At 57.5% G+C, this 19,972-nt stretch carries 18 protein-coding genes and 1 pseudogene; 9 read left to right on the forward strand and 10 right to left on the reverse strand.

All coding sequences use genetic code 11. The annotated features are described in order from the left end of the window. Positions 1-174 precede the first annotated feature (174 nt). Positions 175-1,080, forward strand: coding sequence for a LysR family transcriptional regulator (locus BLT86_RS25310; RefSeq protein WP_231976564.1), 906 nt, complete (start codon positions 175-177; stop codon positions 1,078-1,080). A gap of 73 nt (positions 1,081-1,153) precedes the next feature. Then, positions 1,154-2,482, forward strand: a pseudogene (locus tag BLT86_RS25315) (OprD family porin). A gap of 48 nt (positions 2,483-2,530) precedes the next feature. On the opposite strand, the gene cadR reads toward BLT86_RS25315, so the two are convergent. After that, positions 2,531-2,971 (reverse strand): Cd(II)/Pb(II)-responsive transcriptional regulator, encoded by a 441-nt coding sequence (cadR, locus tag BLT86_RS25320; RefSeq protein WP_157719690.1) that lies wholly within the window; start codon positions 2,969-2,971, stop codon positions 2,531-2,533. A gap of 240 nt (positions 2,972-3,211) precedes the next feature. On the opposite strand from cadR, the gene BLT86_RS25325 reads away from it, so the two are divergent. Both BLT86_RS25325 and BLT86_RS25330 read left to right on the forward strand, forming a co-directional pair. Further along, entirely contained in the window at positions 3,212-4,555 is a 1,344-nt protein-coding gene (locus tag BLT86_RS25325; protein ID WP_092380244.1) for an OprD family porin, read from the forward strand. Between the two features lie 141 nt (positions 4,556-4,696). Continuing rightward, the gene (locus BLT86_RS25330) at positions 4,697-4,891 is read left to right on the forward strand and encodes a hypothetical protein (protein WP_197676122.1); all 195 of its coding nucleotides are present in this window, start codon (positions 4,697-4,699) and stop codon (positions 4,889-4,891) included. A gap of 779 nt (positions 4,892-5,670) precedes the next feature. Here the strand turns inward: BLT86_RS25330 and BLT86_RS25335 are convergent. After that, positions 5,671-7,104, reverse strand: coding sequence for a heavy metal sensor histidine kinase (locus BLT86_RS25335; protein ID WP_092380251.1), 1,434 nt, complete (start codon positions 7,102-7,104; stop codon positions 5,671-5,673). Beyond that, positions 7,101-7,775: a heavy metal response regulator transcription factor gene (locus BLT86_RS25340; protein ID WP_003464910.1), complete on the reverse strand. Its 675-nt coding sequence runs from the start codon at positions 7,773-7,775 to the stop codon at positions 7,101-7,103. Before BLT86_RS25340 ends, BLT86_RS25335 begins: the two co-directional genes overlap by 4 nt. A gap of 398 nt (positions 7,776-8,173) precedes the next feature. Here BLT86_RS25340 and BLT86_RS25345 point away from each other — a divergent pair, with 398 nt between their 5' ends. The 3 genes from BLT86_RS25345 to BLT86_RS25355 are packed head-to-tail and all read left to right on the forward strand — an operon-like array spanning position 8,174 to position 13,916. Beyond that, positions 8,174-9,424, forward strand: a complete 1,251-nt coding sequence (locus BLT86_RS25345) for a TolC family protein (RefSeq protein WP_092380255.1) — start codon at positions 8,174-8,176, stop codon at positions 9,422-9,424. Between the two features lie 57 nt (positions 9,425-9,481). Then, positions 9,482-10,747 carry an efflux RND transporter periplasmic adaptor subunit gene (locus BLT86_RS25350; protein ID WP_092380527.1) on the forward strand — a complete coding sequence of 422 codons (1,266 nt, stop codon included), beginning with the start codon at positions 9,482-9,484 and terminating at the stop codon, positions 10,745-10,747. 22 nt (positions 10,748-10,769) lie between these two features. Then, positions 10,770-13,916 carry a CusA/CzcA family heavy metal efflux RND transporter gene (locus BLT86_RS25355; protein WP_092380257.1) on the forward strand — a complete coding sequence of 1,049 codons (3,147 nt, stop codon included), beginning with the start codon at positions 10,770-10,772 and terminating at the stop codon, positions 13,914-13,916. Between the two features lie 229 nt (positions 13,917-14,145). Here the strand turns inward: BLT86_RS25355 and BLT86_RS25360 are convergent, their stop codons facing one another. Next, entirely contained in the window at positions 14,146-14,775 is a 630-nt protein-coding gene (locus tag BLT86_RS25360; RefSeq protein ID WP_003241504.1) for a hypothetical protein, read from the reverse strand. 94 nt (positions 14,776-14,869) lie between these two features. After that, positions 14,870-15,214, reverse strand: coding sequence for a hypothetical protein (locus tag BLT86_RS25365; RefSeq protein ID WP_012017837.1), 345 nt, complete (start codon positions 15,212-15,214; stop codon positions 14,870-14,872). Between the two features lie 80 nt (positions 15,215-15,294). Between BLT86_RS25365 and BLT86_RS25370 the strand changes: the two genes are divergently transcribed. Beyond that, positions 15,295-15,540, forward strand: a complete 246-nt coding sequence (locus tag BLT86_RS25370) for a helix-turn-helix domain-containing protein (protein WP_003241510.1) — start codon at positions 15,295-15,297, stop codon at positions 15,538-15,540. Between the two features lie 28 nt (positions 15,541-15,568). Here BLT86_RS25370 and radC read toward each other — a convergent pair whose 3' ends face one another. The 5 genes from radC to BLT86_RS25395 all read right to left on the reverse strand — a co-directional run bounded on the left by radC (position 15,569) and on the right by BLT86_RS25395 (position 19,571). Then, complete coding sequence (gene radC / locus BLT86_RS25375) at positions 15,569-16,066, reverse strand: RadC family protein (RefSeq protein WP_003241511.1); 498 nt, start codon at positions 16,064-16,066, stop codon at positions 15,569-15,571. Positions 16,067-16,107: 41 nt separating this feature from the next. After that, positions 16,108-17,004, reverse strand: coding sequence for a recombination directionality factor (locus tag BLT86_RS25380; RefSeq protein WP_012017838.1), 897 nt, complete (start codon positions 17,002-17,004; stop codon positions 16,108-16,110). An 88-nt stretch (positions 17,005-17,092) separates the two neighbouring features. Further along, positions 17,093-18,097 (reverse strand): YqaJ viral recombinase family nuclease, encoded by a 1,005-nt coding sequence (locus tag BLT86_RS25385; protein ID WP_012017839.1) that lies wholly within the window; start codon positions 18,095-18,097, stop codon positions 17,093-17,095. Positions 18,098-18,183: 86 nt separating this feature from the next. Beyond that, positions 18,184-19,152, reverse strand: a complete 969-nt coding sequence (locus BLT86_RS25390) for a DUF932 domain-containing protein (RefSeq protein ID WP_012017840.1) — start codon at positions 19,150-19,152, stop codon at positions 18,184-18,186. Between the two features lie 92 nt (positions 19,153-19,244). Then, entirely contained in the window at positions 19,245-19,571 is a 327-nt protein-coding gene (locus BLT86_RS25395; RefSeq protein ID WP_012017841.1) for a hypothetical protein, read from the reverse strand. 168 nt (positions 19,572-19,739) lie between these two features. Between BLT86_RS25395 and BLT86_RS25865 the strand changes: the two genes are divergently transcribed. Beyond that, a complete protein-coding gene (locus tag BLT86_RS25865) occupies positions 19,740-19,889 on the forward strand; it encodes a hypothetical protein (protein WP_021488266.1) in 150 nt (49 codons plus the stop codon). The last annotated feature ends 83 nt before the right edge of the window (positions 19,890-19,972 follow it).

Here is a 19,972-nt window from a genome sequence, read left to right on the forward strand (position 1 = left end):
GAGTGCTCGGTGAGGGTCACGTTCCCGCATTACAGATAAGTAATTTTCCAGCAAGGCTGGTGATAGGTGGTGGTGAGTAGGCTTGCTTGCACGCAATCACTTCTCATCTGCCTTACATGATGCTTCTGGGTCACACATCGAATCGAATACCGGACGGCGCTTATGGGGGCTGCCGTGGCTGAGGTCGAACGGCAGGTGGCCAGAAGCTTCCTGACGACTGCGCGCTGTGCCAGTTTTAAGCAGGCTGCTCGCAGTCTGAACCTGCCTCCCATGGTGCTACGCAGGCAGTTGCAGCGGCTCGAGAAAACTGTTGGAGAGGCGCTCTTCGTGTATCAGGAGCGCGCCCTTGCTCTAACGGTACGCGGTCGTTCTTTGCAGGCAGAGCTGGCTGCCCAGTATCAAGATTTGCGGCCAGAGGCCGCGTTGCTTGAAAAACCCAAGCTTCGTTTGGCGTTACCCGACAGGGTGCTCAACGATATTCTGGGACGGCATCTGGTGGCCTTTCTGCGTAGGGATGCTGGTGTGCACCTGGAACTGATCCGCCAGGAACGTGGCCCGTTAATGCAGAGTGAGGTCATGATCTGGTTGGCCGATCCGAATCAGACTCGACCCGACCCAGGTTTCGCCATGACGCGACCGCAGCGTCTGGCCTGCATCGACTTTCAGGCGTGCATAGCCAAGCGCTATGCGCGTGAGCGGCGCCTCCCCGCCAGCCTCGAAGATCTGAATGACTACATGCTGGTTCAGCAGGCCGATATCCCGACATCGGCCCTGTTCTCACCGTGGAATGCTCTGGTGGACTCAAGGCGCAGCGCAGTGACGCGAGTGCATTCTCAGCAGTGGGCGATGGAACTGGTCAAGCATGCCGCCTGCGTTGGTCTGATGCCGAACTACATCACTCATCTCGATGCGAACCTGCAATCGCTACCCACCCTCTTCACGCAGCCCATGAGGCAATCGATCTGGCTGTCCTGCGCACCATTGTCCGCGCAGCGCGAGGACGTCGTTGGGCTGGTGGCGTTGATCCAGGCTGCGTTCGAGGAGCGGCGGCAGTGGTTTCTGCCTAATGACGGTGAGTGAAGCTACATGTCGAACCAGGCGACATGGTTACAAAAACAACGATGCCTCACCCATAACAATTGGAGCATAAAGCATGAAACGATCCACCCTGGCACTGGCCATTACGGCGGTTGCACTCAGTCAGGCTGCTTCCGCCGATTTTCTCGGAGACAGCAAGGCGACGCTCGATATGCGCAACCTCTACTTCAATGAGGATGTGCGTGATCGCGACATTCCATCTACTCAGGAGTGGGGGCAGGGATTCATCCTCAACTATCAGTCTGGCTTCACCGAAGGGACGGTCGGCCTGGGGGTTGATGCCATTGGACTGCTGGGGGTGCGCCTCGATAGCGGTGGCCGGTCAGGCAAGGCAGGTATTGATCGTAACCCTGGCGCCCTGTTCCCGCTGGATAGCGATGGTTCTGCGGTCAGTGACTATAGCAAGGCCGGTGTAACGGCCAAGGCGCGTCTTTCCAAGACCGAGTTGCGCCTAGGCACTCTGCAGCCGAAGTTGCCGGTGGTGACTTTCAACGATGGTCGCCTGTTGCCGCAGTTGTTCTAGGGTGGTCAGATCGTCTCCAACGAGATCGAAGGGCTGACCTTGACAGCCGGTCAGTTGGAGCACGCAAAAGGTCGGAGCTCGACTGACTCACGTGGCTTGTCCATCGCCGGATCCAACAATGCAACCACTGGACAGTTCGTCAATACGTTCTATTTCGCGGGTGGCGACTACAAGGTCACCAAGGATCTCACCGCTCAGTATTACTTCGGCAATCTGGAAGATTTCTACAAGCAACATTTCCTGGGATTGATCCACAACTACGCACTGGGCGGTGGCAATCTCAAGACCGACCTGCGTTACTTCTACAGCACCTCCGATGGCAAGAACAGCAGTGAGAGCGGCCGGGCTGAGGGCTATCGCAGCAACGGTTACTGGACGGTCGGTGACAGCAAGCGTGGTGAGGTAGATAACCGTACCTGGAGTGCCTTGTTCACCTACAGCCATAGCGGTCATGAGCTGAGCGCGGGTTATCAGCAGGTGTCCGGCGATAGCGCCTTCCCGTACCTGAATGCTGGCGACGGGGCAACCAGTTACCTGATCACCGATCGGCAGATCGGTCGTGGTGGTAAATTCCTCAGTGCTGGCGAGCGCACTTGGTTGGCCGGCTATGCCTATGATTTTGGCAAGCTGGGTATCTCGGGGCTAAAAGCCTCGGTGATGTATTTGTCGGGTGATAACGTCGACAGCGCACAGGGTGAGCGTAACGAATGGGAGCGTGACCTGCGCCTCGATTACGTTCTGCAGGAAGGATCACTGAAGGGACTTGGCTTCTCTCTGCGCAATGCCAGTCTGCGTGGCAATGTTGGGGCAGACGTCGATGAGAATCGGCTTTATGTGACGTACAGCTTGCCACTGCTTTAAACCATGGAAAGTTGCCTCTTCTGTTCTGTGCAGAAGGGGCAACATGATTCACTTCAATTCGTTTTTTTCAGCGGTTGATAAAGACGAACCGCTACCGTGGCTGCTCAACTGGAGTACGATGCCACAGTATGCCATTTTTTCACTTCCTCCCTTGCAGCGCCCGAGCAATTCGCGCAACTGCGCATGCAGTGCCTGCAAATTCTGAATGCGTGCCTCGACATGAGCGATGTGTTCTTCCACCAATGTACTAATGAGTGCGCAACTCGCATGCGGCCGATCATGCATTGCCAATAAGCGACCTATTTCTTCCAATGTCATATCGAGTGCACGACAATTGCGGATGAATGTCAGGCGCTCGAAGTGCAGCTGACTATATAAACGATAGTTACTGTTATTGCGCGAGGGGCTGGGTAGTAACCCCTGGCGCTCGTAGTAGCGAATGGTTTCCACTGGGCAGCCTGTTCGCCTAGCGAGTTCACCAATTTTCATAATGATGCTTCCAGAGTACGTCAGCATGAGGTGCTGATACTGCCGTTAGAGCGGCTTGCCATCATCTAGATTGATGGCTTCGTGACAGTCTGGAAATGAAGAGGTTCTTTGATTACGAAATTGTAATGCGGCGCTCATCTTCGAGTTATCTGGAGGTTGCAAGGATAGAAGGGCCAAATCCACAAGAAGAAATCGGCCTATGACAATCCCAATACTGCCGGTAAGCATCAGGAGCAATGCATGAAAAAAAGTCCTCTAACCATGGCGATCATCTCCGCGTTGGCATTCGGTGCAAGCGCGATGGCTCAGGCATCCGAGCCTCAGGCATCCGAAGGCTTCATCGAAGGAAGCAGCCTGAATATTCTCAACCGAAACTTCTATTTCAACCGTGATTTCCGTAAGGGCGAAGCTAGAGTACTGCCCAACGGTGAGCGCAGCAGCTACACCGAGGCATGGGCGCACGGCATCATGGCTAACTTCGAGTCCGGTTTCACTCAGGGAACCGTTGGTTTCGGCATCGACGCTTATGCCGGACTGGGCTTGAAGCTTGATACCGGTGATGGACGATATGGCCCCGGTGGTAGTGTCAACATGTTCCCGGTGGACAGCGATGATCGTGCCGAGGACTCGTACTCGAAAGTGGGGGCCGCGGTAAAGGCGCGCTTCGCTGATACGGTCGTCAAGGCCGGTGACGTATTCCCAACGACACCTGTCGTGCACTACGGGGACTCTCGTCTGCTGCCGCAGAGCTTCAAAGGTGTGACGGTCGTCAACGAAAGCATAGAGGGCCTGACCCTGCAAGGCGGTCGTCTACATGCCATGAGCCAACCGCAGGAGAGCACTTCACGCGGTGATTTCGCGACCTTCTATGCTGGGCAGGTGGACTCTCCCTGGGTCGGCTACTTTGGTGGTGACTACGAGCTCAACGACAACCTGGGCTTCAGCCTTTACAGCAGCCGTTTGAAGGATGCCTGGGATCAGTACTACGCTGGCATGTGGTGGACTTACCCACTTTCCGAGGACCTGTCGTTGTTTGGTGGTCTGAATTACTACAACGCCACCGACGAAGGTAAGAAGCAGCTGGGTGATTTCAGTAACAACATCTATAGCGGTAGCATCGGTGTCAAGTACGGCGCTCACCGTGTAGCGCTCTCTCACCAGCGTAACAACGGCGATGACGACTTTGACTACCTGCGTCAGTCCGACTCGATCTTCCTCGACAACTCCCTTCAGTACAGCGACTTCAACTCGCCCAAGGAACGCTCCTGGATGGTGCGCTACGATCTGGACATGGCTGACTTTGGTGTGCCAGGGCTGAGCTTCATGGCGCGTTACGCGCGGGGGAGTGATGCGGACTACTCCAACGCTAACAGCACGTACATGCGCAGGGATGATACAACTGGTAACCCGCTGACCGATCAGAAGCGCTGGGAACGCGACTTTGAGGTCAAATACGTATTCCTCGAGGGTTCTCTGAAGGATCTGTCCGTGCGCGTGCGTCAGATGACCACTCGCGCTACTGCTTACGAAAGCGACCTCGATGAAGTGCGTGTGATCGTCGAGTATCCGCTTCAGGTGCTGTAACGACATTCAGGGGCGGCATCGCCGCCCCTGTCTGACAGGATTGTAATTTGAACCTCATGCTCATGTTAGGTGCCGATGCATAACATGGGACTGTCTTCAAAGCGTTCGTTTCCACGTTTGCTCAGTCAGTCCGAGGTGCATATGAAAGTTTTTTCCCAGTTTCTGCTTATCGTGTTTCTGGGGGCGGCCAGTATGGTTGCCTCTGCAGAGGATGGTTCGGAGCGCTCGCTCAATGCCGTCAAGCAATTCCGTGAGAATCAGCAGCGCATTCATGGTGACAAAGCCGTTGAGCAGCAGAAGTCGTCCCCAAGTGCTCAGGGTGAGCAAGACGACTGAGCGCGTGAACTAGCGCAAGCCGTCCTGCTCGCTCTCTCCAGTCCATCTCTTGGTAGCTCCCGCTCCTTTGGTGAGAGATGGTTCCTTGGCGCCCCTTTGGGGGCGCTTTTTTTGTTCGTCAAAGAATTGGGTTGGAACTGCTTAGTCTTGTGGGCGCGATATCTCTCCACTTGAGTTTGCTCTATCCCAAGTTGAGTGGGCACTGATTGATAGTGGATAGTGTCTGCCGTAATAAGTGTCCATGATCCATACCAGGCGACGTTTTCCGAATAATTCAAAAGAGAGACGGTAGAGCAGTGCTTACTGGCACGACGCTTCGTCATATGTTCGAGAGACGCTTGGTATCGCTGAAAGTCTGTTGGGCAAGTGGAAGTGCTAGAACGAACAGCAGTGTGAGTGGTGAAAGTGTGAAGCTGCGCCAGCGGCTGGCTCAGGTCAACAGTAATGCGATGCTCTAAAGACGCTCGCCATCTCCTCACAGCCCACGGAGTCAAGTTTAGCGCTGTCGAGGCATTGGTCGGTCTCTATCCCGTAGCACTGATGTGCCGGCTGCTGTGGGTATTAAGCAACGGTTTCTATGCCTGGCAGCAGCGGTCGCCCTCGGTGTGAAAGATGGCGAGTCGGCGTCTGAGCAAGGAGAACCACACCATCTACCATGAGATGAATGTCTGTAGGGGACGAAGTGGGCGGCTGAAACTGAGAAAATGTGTCGTCTGGTGAGGGGCTTGTATTCGACGTAGATGGGGCAAAAAGGGGGCGCCATCCCTGGCGCAATTCGATTAAGCAGTCTTTTCCGTTGAGCTTTGGCGGGCCTGCTCGATCAAGGGCTTTGGTAAAGGGAAGTACAGCGTAAAAACTGTGGTCTGATCTGCGATGCTGCTCACGCCCACGTGGCCATGGTGCAGGCTCATGATCGAATGCACGATGGCCAGGCCCAGCCCGGTGCCGCCATCAGCACGTGACCGTCCACGATCCACGCGATAGAAACGCTCGAACAGTTTGGGTAGGTGCTCGGGAGGAATGCCTGCACCTGGGTTGCTCACTGCCAGGGTGGCGTTCGTCGCGTTAGTGACGAGGTCAATATCGATTTTCGAGCCTTCCGGGCTATGGCGGATGGCGTTGGATAGCAGGTTAGAGATAGCTCTCTGTACCATCAAGCGATCGCCATTAATTGTTGCGTACCCTGATACGTTGAGTTTGATGTCCTTTTCTTCGGCCGTGAGGCTGAAAAGCTCCACTACTTTCTCTGCCTCTTCGTGCAGTGCAATTGCCTCGAAGGGGATAAGTGCTGCCGGATGGCTGACGTGGGCGAGAAACAGCATGTCCGATACGATCCGTGTGACCCGGCCGAGCTCCTCAGTGCAGTTCTCCAGCACCAGTTTGTATTCCTCTGGCGGGCGTTCCCGTGAGAGCGTCACCTGCGCTTTACCGATCAGATTGGTGATGGGGGAGCGTAATTCATGTGCCAGGTCGTCAGAGAATTGCGAAAGCTGTTGTACGCCACCGTCCAGGCGATGAAGCATGAAGTTGATGCTGTTAGCCAATTCGCGAAGCTCCTGCGGTAGGTTATCCAGTGGCAGGCGATGGCTCAGATCCTGGGTCGAGACGAGTTCTGCAACCTTGCGGAACTGATTCAGGGAGCTCAGGCCGCGATGAGCGATCCACCAGGCTCCGGCCGCGATCAGAGCCAGTACGAAGGGCAGGGCAATCAAGGTGGATTCGACATAGGCATGTAGCAGTGCTTGGTCAGCGGAGCGCTCCAGTGTAAGGACGGCGCGTATTCGTGATCCGTCCTTACGCAGAATAAGCTGCGAGGCGGTCAAGAGCTGCTTGTCCTGCGCATCTCGCCAATCTTCGAAGGCGATGGTCTCGCTGGCGTTTTCTATAAAGGAAGGTAGGGCCTCCTGTGTCTGGCCCACGCTCATGATTTCCTTGGGAGACGAGCTGTCGTCATAAAGAGCGAGCGAGAGGCTGTCGTGGCCTTTGATCAAATCTCTGATGTTGTGGGCCTGGTCACCGACTTCCGGGCGAGTGTTGATTTCTCTCATGCCATGGCGGATTTGCTGAAGCTTGTCCTCGAGGCTTTGCTCTGCAATGTAGTCGAGCTGCCGGCTTAACGAGAAATAAGCCAGCGCACTCAGCAGTGCAACCAGTATCAGGCCCAGTATTGCGACCGACAGGCTGAGTTGGCTTGAGAGTCTGGCAGGCCTCATTGACGAGCCTCCAGTACATAGCCGACGCCGCGCAAGGTGTGGATCAGTTTGTTCTCGAAAGGGTCGTCGATCTTGGCGCGCAAGCGGCGGATGGAAACTTCGACGACGTTGGTATCACAGTCGAAGTTCATGTCCCAGACCAGCGAGATGATCTGGGTGCGCGAGAGTACTTCGCCGCTGCGTCGCATCAGCAGGTGCAGCAGAGCGAACTCCTTGGTGGTCAGATCGATTCGTTGGCCGTTGCGATAGGCGCGGTGGCGGGCTGGATCCAGCTCAAGGTCGTCGACCTTGAGCACGTCTGGCGCGCTGACCTGTTCACCTCTTCGTAGCAGCGAGCGAACTCTGGCCAGAAGCTCGGGGAACTCGAATGGCTTCACCAGATAGTCGTCGGCACCGGAGTCGAAGCCTTTGAGCTTGTCGGCCAGGCGCCCGCGTGCCGTCAGCATCATCACAGGGGTGCGACTATTACGGCGAATGCTGGCCAGTACGCCCCAGCCATCGATCTCTGGTAAGTCGACATCAAGGATGATCAATTCGTAGGACGCCTGGGCCGCCATGTGCAAGCCGTCGACACCATTGGTGGCAATATCGACGACATAGCCGCTCTCGGTAAGTCCCTGGTGGAGATATTCGGCAGTTTTAAGCTCGTCCTCAACAATCAGGATTCGCATGTAGTAGTTGACCTTGGTGGGGGAGAGAAATTTTTATCGAGTCGCGATGATTGTTGGACTTGGGGGGCGATCGGCATTTGCGTGGCGGATGATGATCCCTGTAGTAACTACAGGGTCAAGCGGGAGGCCCCTGATTTAGAGGGCTACAGCCCCGTCCGTGTACGCCGCTGGTTGCTTTTATGATGCTTTTTATATGTCCAGTTGTAACTTTATGACTCGAATGATTGTTGCATTCGCGGCATGTTAATACAGCGTTATATGGCGTGGCTGGGCATTACGTAATTGTAATTTTGCAGTCACCTCGACGATAGGTGAGGCTCCCTAAATTCTGCACCGAATAAAGTTTTCGGAGGTTTCATGCATGTCTCCGAATTTATCCAGGTGTGGAGGAAAAGCCCTTGTCGAGGCGTTATTCGAGAATTGCTGAGGCACTTTGCCTCGCTGTTGCCTGCTCATTCATCGTGAGCCAGGCCGTGGCATCAACGCCGATCACCCTGGGCGACGCATGGGGGCAAGTATTGCAGACCAACCCGTCGTTGATGGCGGGTGATCGCAATGTCGGCATCGCAGAAGGTGAGCGTCGCCAAGCCGGTGTGATTCCCAATCCGGAGTTGTCTTGGGAGGTTGAGGACACCCGCAGTGCTACGAGAACCACGACGGTACAGATCAGCCAGCCTATCGAGCTGGGCGGCAAGCGCGGCGCCCGTATAGAAATGGCCGAACGCGGTATCGACAGTGCTGCGATCGGTCAGGAACAACTGCGCAATGAGCTGCGTGCCGAGGTGGTAGGTGCTTTCCAAGGAGCCTTGTTGGCGAAGATGCGCCAAGAGTTGGCTGAGCAGTCACAGCGCCTGAGCGAGCGCGGCGTGGCGGTCGTCGATGCGCGCGTCAAGGCGGGCAAGGCCTCTGCCCTGGAGGCATCGCGTGCCCGGCTGCAGTACGAAGAGGTTCGCCTGGAGGCCGCACGGGCTCGCGATCAGCACATCAATGCCATGAATCAGTTGCTGGCCTTGATTGGGGCCTCATCGACCAATGGTGAGCCTAGCCTTAGTGGCGATGTTACCGATATGCCCGCAATACCCTCTGAAGTCGCACTTCTGAGCCGTCTGGACAAAGTTCCGCAGATGCGTCTTGCCAGGGTCGAGATCGACCGGCAGGAGGCCGGGATCGAGGTCGAGAAGAGTCGACGGATTCCAGATCTGACGGTCAGCCTCGGCAGCCAATACAGCAGTGCGGATCGTGAGCGCGTCAACCTTGTTGGTTTGTCCATGCCTCTGCCTCTGTTCGATCGCAATCAGGGCAATGTTCTGGCTGCCTCGCGGCGGGCTGATCAGGCGCGTGACTTGCGAAATGCTGCCGAGTTACGCCTGCGCAGTGAGGTGCAGCAGGCCTATCAGCAGTGGCGAACGGCGCAGGGAGCGATTAGCGGCTTCGAAGGTGGCTTGCTCGCGTCCGCGGACACAGCGTTGGAAAACACGACGCGTGGATTCCAGATGGGCAAGTTCGGTTTTATCGATGTGCTCGATGCCCAGCGCACATTGATCGACGTTCGCTCCCGTTACCTGCAGGCACTCGGCGAAGCACTCGATGCCTGGGTTCGCCTGGAGCGCATCTACGGCGATCTGTCTGCCCAAGCGGATAGCTACTGATTTCCTGTCACGACGATCGGCGCGATGCCGGTTACTGATCATCTTTTGGGGTTGTTCATGCAGAAGAAACTTGGTGTTGCCGTCGCGGCGGCCCTGACCTTGGGGTTCGTCGGTGGTGCGTTGTTCTACAACGGCGGGCGCTATGCCGCAGAAATTGGGCACATGCTTGCCAGTAACGACAGCGTTGATGCAGTCAAGGTTAGGCAGGTCGGTGAGGTCGAGGACGAACATGCCGACGCTGATCATGGCGAGGCTGGCGATGATCACGGTGAGTCCGCGGGGGGGCATGCCGAAGAGGGGGGGCTGGTGCTGAGCAAGGCGCAAATAGCCGCTGCGGGCATTGAGCTCGTCGACGTACAAGCGCGAGCCATGAGCACATACATCTCTCTACCTGGCGAGGTGAATTTCGACGAGGAGCGCACGGCTCATGTCGTGCCGCCCAGCGCTGGCGTGGTCGAGCGCGTGCTGGTCGGGCTGGGGCAGAAGGTGGCTGCTGGGGATGGCCTGGCGACTATCGTCAGTCAGCAGGTTTCCGAGTTGCGCAGTGAAATGGCGGCTGCCGCTCGACGCGTTGAGCTGGCCCGCACGACCTTCGAGCGTGAACGCCAATTGTGGAAGGACGGTATTTCGGCCGAGCAGGATTATCTCCAGGCCCGGCAAACGCTGCAGGAGGCCGAGATCGCTCTGGCCAATGCCCGACAGAAGGGCAAGACGATCAGCCCTCAGGGCGAGGCTGGCGATGGCAGCCGTTACAACCTGCGTGCACCTTTTTCCGGTGTGGTGGTGGAGAAGCACCTGGTACCTGGCGAAGTCGTCAGTGAGGCCAGCAATGCCTTCACGGTGGCTGACCTGAGTCGCGTCTGGGTCACCTTCAGCGTTTCCCCGCGTGATCTGGAACAGGTGAAAGTCGGGCAGTCAGTACGTGTCAGTGCGCCAGAGCTGGGGCGCGAAGCTACGGGTAAGGTGGCTTACATCAGCCGCCTGCTGGGTGAGCAGACGCGGACGGCGACAGGCCGCATCGACCTGGATAACGCCGACGGCATTTGGCGTCCCGGCCTGTTCGTCTCGGTTGCCCTGGCGACTGAAAGCCATGAGGCCGCGGCCGTGGTGCCGGCTTCATCGATTCAGGATGTCGAGGACAAGACCAGTGTCTTCGTGCGTACCGCTGAAGGCTTCGAAGTGCGTCCGGTGACATTGGGCACCCGCAGCGATGGCTTCGTCGAGGTACGCGAAGGCCTGAAGTCAGGCGAACGTGTAGCTGCCACAGGCAGCTTCATCCTCAAGTCCGAACTGGGCAAAGGCAGCGCGGAACACGCGCACTGATCCTCACCGACGAGTATTTTTCATGTTTGAGCGCATCATTCAATTCGCCATAGAACAGCGCTTTCTGGTGCTGTTGGCCGTTTTGGCGATGGCCGGTGTGGGCGTGGCCAGCTATCAGAAGCTGCCAATCGACGCCGTTCCCGACATCACCAACGTCCAGGTACAGATCAGTACCGCTGCCGAGGGCTTTTCGCCGCTGGAAACCGAGCAGCGCATCACTTTCCCGATTGAAACGGCCATGGCCGGCCTGCCGCATTTGAAGCAGACCCGCTCGCTGTCACGCTCGGGGCTGTCGCAGGTTACCGTGATTTTCGAGGATGGCACGGATCTGTATTTCGCCCGCCAGTTGGTCAACGAGCGCCTGCAAAGCGCCAAGGAGCAATTGCCCGAGGGTGTCGAGGCCTCCATGGGGCCGATTTCCACCGGCCTGGGTGAAATCTTTCTATGGACGGTCGAGGCCGAGGAGGGTGCACTCAAGGAGGACGGTACGCCTTACACACCAACCGATCTGCGAGTGATCCAGGACTGGATCATCAAACCGCAGTTGCGCACGGTGCCTGGCGTTGCCGAAATCAACACCATTGGTGGCTTCGCCAAGGAGTTCCAGGTCGCTCCAGATCCCAAACGCCTGGCTGCCTACAAGCTGACGCTGGGTGACCTGCTGCTGGCGCTGGAGCGCAACAATGCCAACGTCGGTGCTGGCTATATCGAGCGCAATGGCGAGCAACTACTGATTCGGGCACCTGGGCAACTGAGCACGCTGGACGATATCGCCAATATCGTCGTGGCCAATGTGGACGGCACGCCCATTCGTGTCAGTCATGTGGCGCAGGTGATGTTGGGCCGTGAACTACGTTCTGGTGCTGCGACCGAGAATGGTCGCGAGGTCGTACTGGGAACAGTGTTCATGCTGATCGGCGAGAACAGCCGCAGTGTGTCGCAGGCCGTGGCCGCACGTCTGGAGGAGATCAACCGTTCGCTGCCTGAAGGGGTGGTTGCGGTGACCGTCTATGACCGCACCAATCTGGTGGACAAGGCCATCGCCACGGTCAAGAAGAACCTGATCGAAGGGGCGATCCTGGTTATCGTCATCCTCTTCCTGTTCCTCGGTAACATCCGTGCGGCGCTGATCACTGCCATGGTCATTCCGCTGTCGATGCTGTTTACCTTCACCGGCATGTTCAGCAACAAGGTCAGCGCCAACCTGATGAGTCTGGGGGCGCTCGACTTCGGCATCATCGTCGATGGGGCCGTGGTCATCGTCGAGAATGCCATTCGCCGTCTGGCCCATGCGCAGCACAGGCTTGGCCGCGAGCTGACCCGTAGTGAGCGCCTGCATGAGGTCTTCGCGGCCTCCAAGGAAGCACGGCGTGCGCTGATTTTCGGTCAGTTGATCATCATGGTGGTGTACCTGCCGATCTTCGCCCTGACCGGGGTCGAGGGCAAAATGTTCCACCCCATGGCCTTCACCGTGGTGACCGCCCTGTTCGGGGCCATGATCCTTTCGGTGACCTTCGTTCCTGCGGCCATTGCGCTATTCGTCACCGGTAAGGTGAAGGAAGAGGAAAACGCGCTGATGCGCGTTGCCCGACGCACCTACGAGCCAGTGCTGGCCTGGGTCATGCGGCGGCGTATGCTGGCCTTCAGTGCGGCTGTGGCGCTGGTTCTGTTCTCCGGTCTGTTGGCATCACGTATGGGCAGCGAGTTCGTGCCGAGCCTCAGTGAGGGGGACTTCGCGCTGCAGGCGCTGCGTGTCCCAGGTACCAGCCTGACGCAGTCGGTGGATATGCAGATGCGCCTGGAAGAGACCATTCTGGCCAAGGTGCCGGAAGTGGAGCGAGTATTCGCGCGTACCGGTACGGCGGAAATCGCCTCCGACCCGATGCCGCCGAACATTTCCGACAGCTACGTGATGCTCAAGCCGCGTGATCAATGGCCTGATCCGAAAAAGTCGCGTGAGGCTCTGATCGCCGAGCTGCAGGCCGCTGCCGAGTTGGTGCCGGGCAGTAACTACGAGCTTTCGCAGCCTATTCAATTGCGTTTCAACGAATTGATATCGGGTGTGCGCAGCGATGTCGCGGTGAAGATATTCGGCGACGATATGGACGTCCTCAATAGCACGGCAGCCGAAGTGGCCGAAACCCTGGGCGGTATTGATGGGGCGTCCGAGGTGAAGGCCGAGCAGACAACAGGCCTTCCGGTGCTGACCGTGGCCATCGACCGAGACAAGGCGGCTCGCTATGGTCTGAATGTCGGTGACATTCAGGAAACCGTCGCCGTGGCTGTAGGTGGGCGCCGGGCCGGTACGCTGTTTGAGGGGGATCGTCGTTTCGATCTGGTAGTACGTCTACCGGAGAACCTGCGCACCGATATTGAGGGGCTATCACGACTGCTGATACCCGTTCCAGCAACGGGTGCAGCCACTAGCGTCGGCTTTATCGCGCTCTCTGAAGTGGCCAGTCTGCAACTGGCGCCAGGGCCAAACCAGGTCAGTCGTGAGAATGGTAAGCGCCTGGTTGTGGTGAGTGCCAACGTGCGGGGGCGCGACATCGGCTCCTTTGTGCAAGAAGCGGAGGAGAGGATCCGCAGCGATGTGAAGCTCCCTGCCGGTTATTGGACGACCTGGGGCGGACAATTCGAGCAGCTGCAATCGGCGGCCAAACGGCTGCAAGTGGTGGTGCCGGTCGCCCTGCTGCTGGTGTTCATGCTGCTGTTCATGATGTTCAACAACGTACGTGATGGCTTGCTGGTGTTTACCGGTATTCCTTTTGCGTTGACCGGTGGCGTGATGGCGCTGTGGTTGCGTGACATACCGCTTTCGATCTCCGCCGGGGTGGGCTTTATTGCTCTTTCCGGGGTGGCGGTTCTCAATGGTCTGGTGATGATTTCCTTCATTCGTAATCTGCGCGAGGAGGGAATGGGGTTGCAGCAGGCCGTCACCGAAGGTGCCCTGCAACGTCTGCGCCCGGTATTGATGACTGCTCTCGTTGCATCGCTTGGCTTCGTGCCCATGGCTCTGGCGACTGGGACTGGGGCTGAAGTACAGCGCCCTCTGGCGACTGTGGTGATCGGTGGGATTCTGTCCTCTACCGCACTTACGCTGCTGGTGTTGCCAGCGCTCTATCGTTGGGCCTATCGGCGTGAGGAGGAGGCTGAGCTGAAAGACTGAGAGCGAGTATATCGCGGCGCTGGTGCGGAATTATTACGAACCGGCGAAGTGGCAATGGCTCAATGGGTTGGTAACGGATGGCGCGTAAGGCCTAGTTACCCGGCCCATTTCTCAACAGAGTCTGTCGAAAGCAGCCATTTGAAGAGTGATGGCTTCGATACTGTAATCGCAAAAAATAAAGTGATCCCGCACCGGTTGGTGCGAGATCTAAGCTGATGCTAGCGTTCGCTTACTGAAGCGGCAGGCCGCATTCTTCGCGAATCTGAAGCTCTAGATAGTAGTCTTCGTTCGGCACGCCGAATCTGCGTTCGAGCTCATCTAGCGCATCTTCATAGCAGGCTTCCTTTCCATAGTTCTTCGGGCGTGGCTTCGAGCTACCGAACGGGGCTTGATTTTTCTTGGGGCCGACATCGTTGCGATAGGCCACGGTATTGCCTTGAGCGTCATAGTCCAGATACCAGCCATTTTCGATGAGGTAATTCCCCTGGCGTCCCTGTCCAAGCAGCGCACCGGGAGTGTATCCGTCGACCTCATTTTGAAGGGCGCATCCGTGTTCTCCACACTGCAGGGTTAAAGTCCCTGCGGTGTGTTTTACAAAGCGCTCCCCCGTTTCCCGGTTGATGAATGCCATCTGCTTTTGGCTGGGTGTGTTCTTGCCCGCCGGCCGACAGTCGTAGACGGTTCGGGTCGGCAATGAGCCATCGGCCCTTCTCAGACCCAGAGTAGGGATCTCCATCTTGGTGTCACAGGACATAACGTTCATGGCGGGCGTGTAATCGAAGAATTCCGCTTGTTCTGCGAAGGCAGGGAGGCTGCTGATCAGCCCCAGAGCTACGAGCGACTTCCTGAATATGGTCATGAGGACTCCTTTTCATTTATTTGGCCCATGCAGGTAGAAGCTGCATGGAGGCCATGTGGCGTAGGTGATTGCTGAAGAGTTAGGTCGGGGAGGGTTACTTCTTCTTTTTCTTGTAGCGAACGACGATCCGGTTGTAGGTCGGATACTTCTCGATCACGTAGTCAGGACTGAGTGTCAGCAGGTTGTGCATGGCAATGCCGGTGGCCGTGAGCAACCCCAATGCGCCTGTGATACCTCCTGCGAAGCTGCCTGCTGCCAGGCCAATTCGTCCGGCTGTGTAAACGCGGCAAGTCAGTCCAGTGACCTCAATCTTGCTTTCGACCAGGCGAACAGCTTCGAGCAACTTGCCGCCGAGGCCTACGACCTCGAAAGACTCCTTGCTGCTGATGAGTTGAGGAAGTTTGGCGGTGGCTAGGTCATGAAAAGTTAGCTTCATCATTTCAGTACTCCCTGTGTGATCAAAGAAATGGGTCGTAAATACCGTGGTCGTTTTGGCAGCATAACGAAACGATTCGCGTCATGCCAAGAATCTCCGCGACTCAAGATCAAGACCAAAGCCTGATGCGTCTGGGAAAGGCTGTTCGTGCCCGCAGAGCGCAGCAGGCTCTCTCCCAGGAAGCACTTGCTGATGCGGCTGGGATTGACCGCTCCCATATGGGGAAAATTGAGCGTGGGGAACGCAATGTGACCTTTCTGAACATTGCGCGAATCGCTTCTGCGCTTGGATGTAAACCATCTGACTTACTGCTGGACGCTGATCTGTAGCGTCTCGCCCAACGGCGCCTGCCATCTGTTAAAGCAAGCCCTGTTCAGCCAGCGACACGATGCCTTCTGACCCCACGATGAAGTGGTCCAGCGTGGTGGTGCCAACCATGACCAAGGCGTTTTTGAGTGTCTGCGTCAGGCGTATATCTGCCTGGCTGGGCGAGGGATCGCCCGAAGGGTGGTTGTGCACCAGGATCACGGCAGCGGCGTTGTGAGCGAGCACTGTCTTGACCACTTCGCGCGGATACACGCTGGCCGCATCGAGGGTGCCGCGAAACAACTCCTCGAAACTGATCACCCGGTGTTTGCTGTCGAGCAGCAGCACCGCGAAGATTTCGTGTGGTAGATCCTGCAGCAGCACCTGCAGGTGTTCTCTGACTTTGTGTGGATCAGTCAGCGCGCGTCCCTTACTAAGTCGCTGAGTGGCCAACTGCTGGGCCATGCGCAGGATGTCGGTTTCGCTGACAGGCGAGTCCACCAGGTAATTGCCGGCGACTTCACCGGCCCTGAGTTTGTGAAATTTCATGGTGTGTCTCCGGATGGCGAGCCGATTCGGCCCGCCTATGGTTAGGCTGACGGTTCGAGCTGTTGGGATTGGGCTTCGAGTTTCTCGGCGAGTGACTGGGTGTGAACGGTGCTGTCGGGCTTCGATGCGGCAGGCTGGCCGTCCGGAAAGAACTCTTCAGCAATGGCGCTGCTGTCCTCACCGTCGTCTTCGAAGATGCCGTTGCTCAGGCCGAGTCGCGCGGTGGCATCCAACGCTGCCTGATCAAAGCCAGCCGCCAGACGCGCCTCATCCAGCTCCCGTGCAGTGAGCAACGCTTGCTCCACGGTCATGCCGCTACGTAGCGTCAGATCGACGTAGAAGATCGGTGTGCCATAGCTCTGCCGCGTGGATTTGCCACGCAGACGCAGTTCCAGCGGCAGGCAGGCCAGGCGATCACCGGATATGGCCCGGAAGTATTGCAGCCGGGCTATCAGCGTGCGGATGCTATTGAAGCCCGTGGTGCGAAACACGAAGCTGCCCAGGGCGTCCTCATCGCCAATCACCACGTTCATCCGCCCGTAGGGCTTGCAGGCGTTGCCCTTGGCTAGAGGGCAGGCATCGGGTGACGGGCAGGGCAGCGATTGGACGCCATCCTTACCGATACGCTTGCAGGTTTCACCGTTGCCGACACACATCGGTCGACCGTTCTGCCGATCAAACAGGGTGTAATCAGCGCGGAAGTTCAGCTCAGGTTCGTTGAACAGCAAGCGCACCGGGATGCTGCGCAGCTTGTCGTCCTTGCCCTGACGTAACTCATCATTGAGTGGATGCAGCAACCAGCCGTCTTTGCCCTGCACCTGGGAGGTGATGGTGAATTGATCGTCTTTCTCCGGCAGGCGCTTGCCGTTCTTCTCGACGACCTTGCCGATCGAGATGCGCCCGAGTACGGGCGGGGTAATTGCCAGGCCTTTGAGCATGATGGCGCTCCTTGTAAGCAAAAAAGGCCAGCCAGCAGCGCGAACTGCATGGACTGGCCAAGGGGAGGGATGGAGTAGAAGAGGGCGATCAGCCGATCAGAAAGCGCCGACTACCTTCCTTGAGCTTCGGATAACGGGCCTGCAGGTAAGGCTTTTCCTGGAGCAGGCGCTCGACATCGAGCACGGTGCTGTCTTTGGCTTTGCGCCAGCTCACGTAGCCGCTGGAGAACTCAGCACGGGTCGATTCACCCATGGCTTGCTGCAGCATTTGCTTGAGCTCGGCCTCGCGCTTTTCTTTCTCGGAGATCGATTGACGCACAGCCTTCAGCTCCAGGAAGGCAGCCGCCAGACCGGCATTGCTGCTGAAGTCGACCACCTGGCCATTGTCCTGCGGATACAGGCAACGCAGCGCCAGCTCGGCCGATGCACTGCCATCGGCAGGTGGTGGTGTATCCGTTTCAACGTACTGCCAGAAGCGGCGCTCCAGTTCGATCAGGCGAGCGATCATCTGCTCATCCCGCTCGATGCGATGGATCTCCAGCGTCTGACCACCGAGCAACACCGCCACATCAGCCGCCTGCTTGCCGGTTACGGCGAGCTGGTGCATCACCTGCAACTGCACATATTCGGGGACGCCTTCTTTCCAGAGGCGTGCCCCGTTTATGCCGGCTGTCTTGCATTCGAGGATCTGCACTTCGTCTGTACCAATCACCTCGCGATCAATGTTAGCCAGCATCCAGGGCAAATCCGGATTGGGATGCTGCAGTACGGCGTTGATGCGACGTACCTTGTGCTTCGTGCGCTTGCTGTAATGCCAGGCCACGATGGGCTCCAGCACGTTGCCCCAGTATGCCGGGCTTTCCTCGTCGTGCGGATCGGTTTTCGGCAGGTTGCTGTCGCGGCCGGTTTTCTCCAGCCACAACTCCAACTGGGATTTGTAGGGACTGAGACCGACCGCCGCCGCTGCATCCGAACTGCCGATGCCTTGTTTGCGGATCTGCAGCCAGTCCTCGCGCGGCAGCTCCTTGGTGCTGACCAGGCGCAGGGCAGGGCGTTTCTTGCTGGTGCTGCCATTCAATGACGTTGCTTTCATGGTGTTCACCTCGCGGACACAAAACCGCCCGGTCAGCGCTGAACTGACCGGGCGTTATGGAGTGGATGAAGTAGAAAAGGGGAAGATCAGGCGACCATTTGCAGGGCCGCATTCAGAGCGCGTTGCTTGACCTGTGCACCTTGGCCAAACCAGGCCGAGTCGAGTCGGTACTCAGTGCTGCGAGCGCGACGCTCATGGTCAACGTACTCGGTCACCGCGTTGAGCAGACCCCAGGCAGTGCCGCGAGCCGACTCCAGATCCGAACCACGCCCGCGTCCTTCGTAGAGCTCCTGCACGCGGCGCAAAGCGCGTTCGTTGGGCAACTGCTCGGGCAGTTGGCCGGTCGGACTGACCTCGCACAGCACGTTCATGAAGTAGCCCAGTGCCTCATGCCACTGCACCTTGCGCTCAGCCAGCGCGCGCATGCGGTACATGAAGTCGTCCCATTGCGAGACGGCGATGCCAAGTTGCTTCTTCACCGCCTTCGGATCGAAGCGGGTGTTGTGCGGCACCTTGATCGCACGGCTGGTGCCATCCAGGGCGACCGTCAGGGTGTTGTTGCACACCACGCGAACGGTGGTCGGTGTCGCCGTGGTGGCCAGGGTGCCGTCACAGGAAGTCGCCAGCAGCAGGTAGCCGTTGACCTGATCGTTGCCCTTGATCGACGTGCCTTGTCCGGTACGCGCCAGCGCCCAGAACTTGCGACCTCCCTTGAGCACGCCCGCAGTTTCCAGCTCATAGCCGGACACTTCGGTCAGATCGCGATAGAACTCCAGCACCTCGCGCGGTTGCACGGTGTGATAGCGGTTGGAGACTACCGATAACGGAGCCTTGGTATCGGAGCGGTAGAGCACCTTCTGTTCAGGAAAGGAATGGATCGTGCCCAGATGACCGACAGCATCCGATTTGAAATGTACCGGCGACTCCTGGATTTGCCAGTCCATACCAGCTTGACGTTGCCAGACCTCGATAGGTTGCTTGCGAGGCAGGTTGTTGCCCAGGCCGTGCCAGGGAGTGGTGCCGACGTAAGCCATTTGTTCGACTTGATGAGCCATGATGAATTTCCTTTGAGCAATAGCCGGCATAAAGCGCTGCGCATGGCGCAGCACCGGCATTTAGGGATGAATGAAAGAGAAGGGCGGCCGGATCAGACCGTTTGATTGAAGCGGTGACCGCAGCTCAGACAGTGGTTGTGGGCCAGCACATGACGGTCAAGTTTTTCACCAAGCTGAGCGCCCATCGCACAACCACCAGCAGCACCAACCAGTCCGTTGAGAATGGCCGATGACAGGGCATTGAGGTTGACGTTGGGAGGTTTGGCTAGGCCGCTGCTGGCAATGGCCGGACCAGTGAGCAGGATGGTACCGGCACCACGCAGCGCACCGCCCAGCATGCCGATGAAGGCAGCAATCCGCATGGCGGAGAGGTGCGTGGAGACCTGAGGAGAGCCGCAGCTCGGGCAGTGCAATGACATGGTTGAAGACTCCATGGTGGGGATGTCATTGCGGTGATGTGTGACTGAAAAAAAATGGATTCAACGCGGCAGGAAAGGTCATCGTTGATTGACAATTGCTTTTACTTGCTCAGATTACGAAACTGTCGCTCCGCAGCCTCAGAGCTGCTGCTAAGAAGGATGCAAGAAATGAGCGACCGTTTTGAAGACGATGAAGAGGAAAATACCCTCGATTTCGATCACGAAGCAGCTGAAAAAGCAGGCTATTCCGGTGTTCCTATTGAGGAGCTGGACGAAATAGCTCTTCGTGAAATAGAGCGGGTTAGCAAAGGCGAATAGCCTGCCAGCTTGATCAAGCCTTGATGCTTATCTGGCGCCCGTTTCTACTTGGGTCATGGCATGCGGTTAGTTTGTCTTGGTAG

Origin of the sequence: Pseudomonas sihuiensis (assembly GCF_900106015.1) — a bacterium.
Classification (GTDB): Bacteria; Pseudomonadota; Gammaproteobacteria; order Pseudomonadales; family Pseudomonadaceae; genus Aquipseudomonas; species Aquipseudomonas sihuiensis.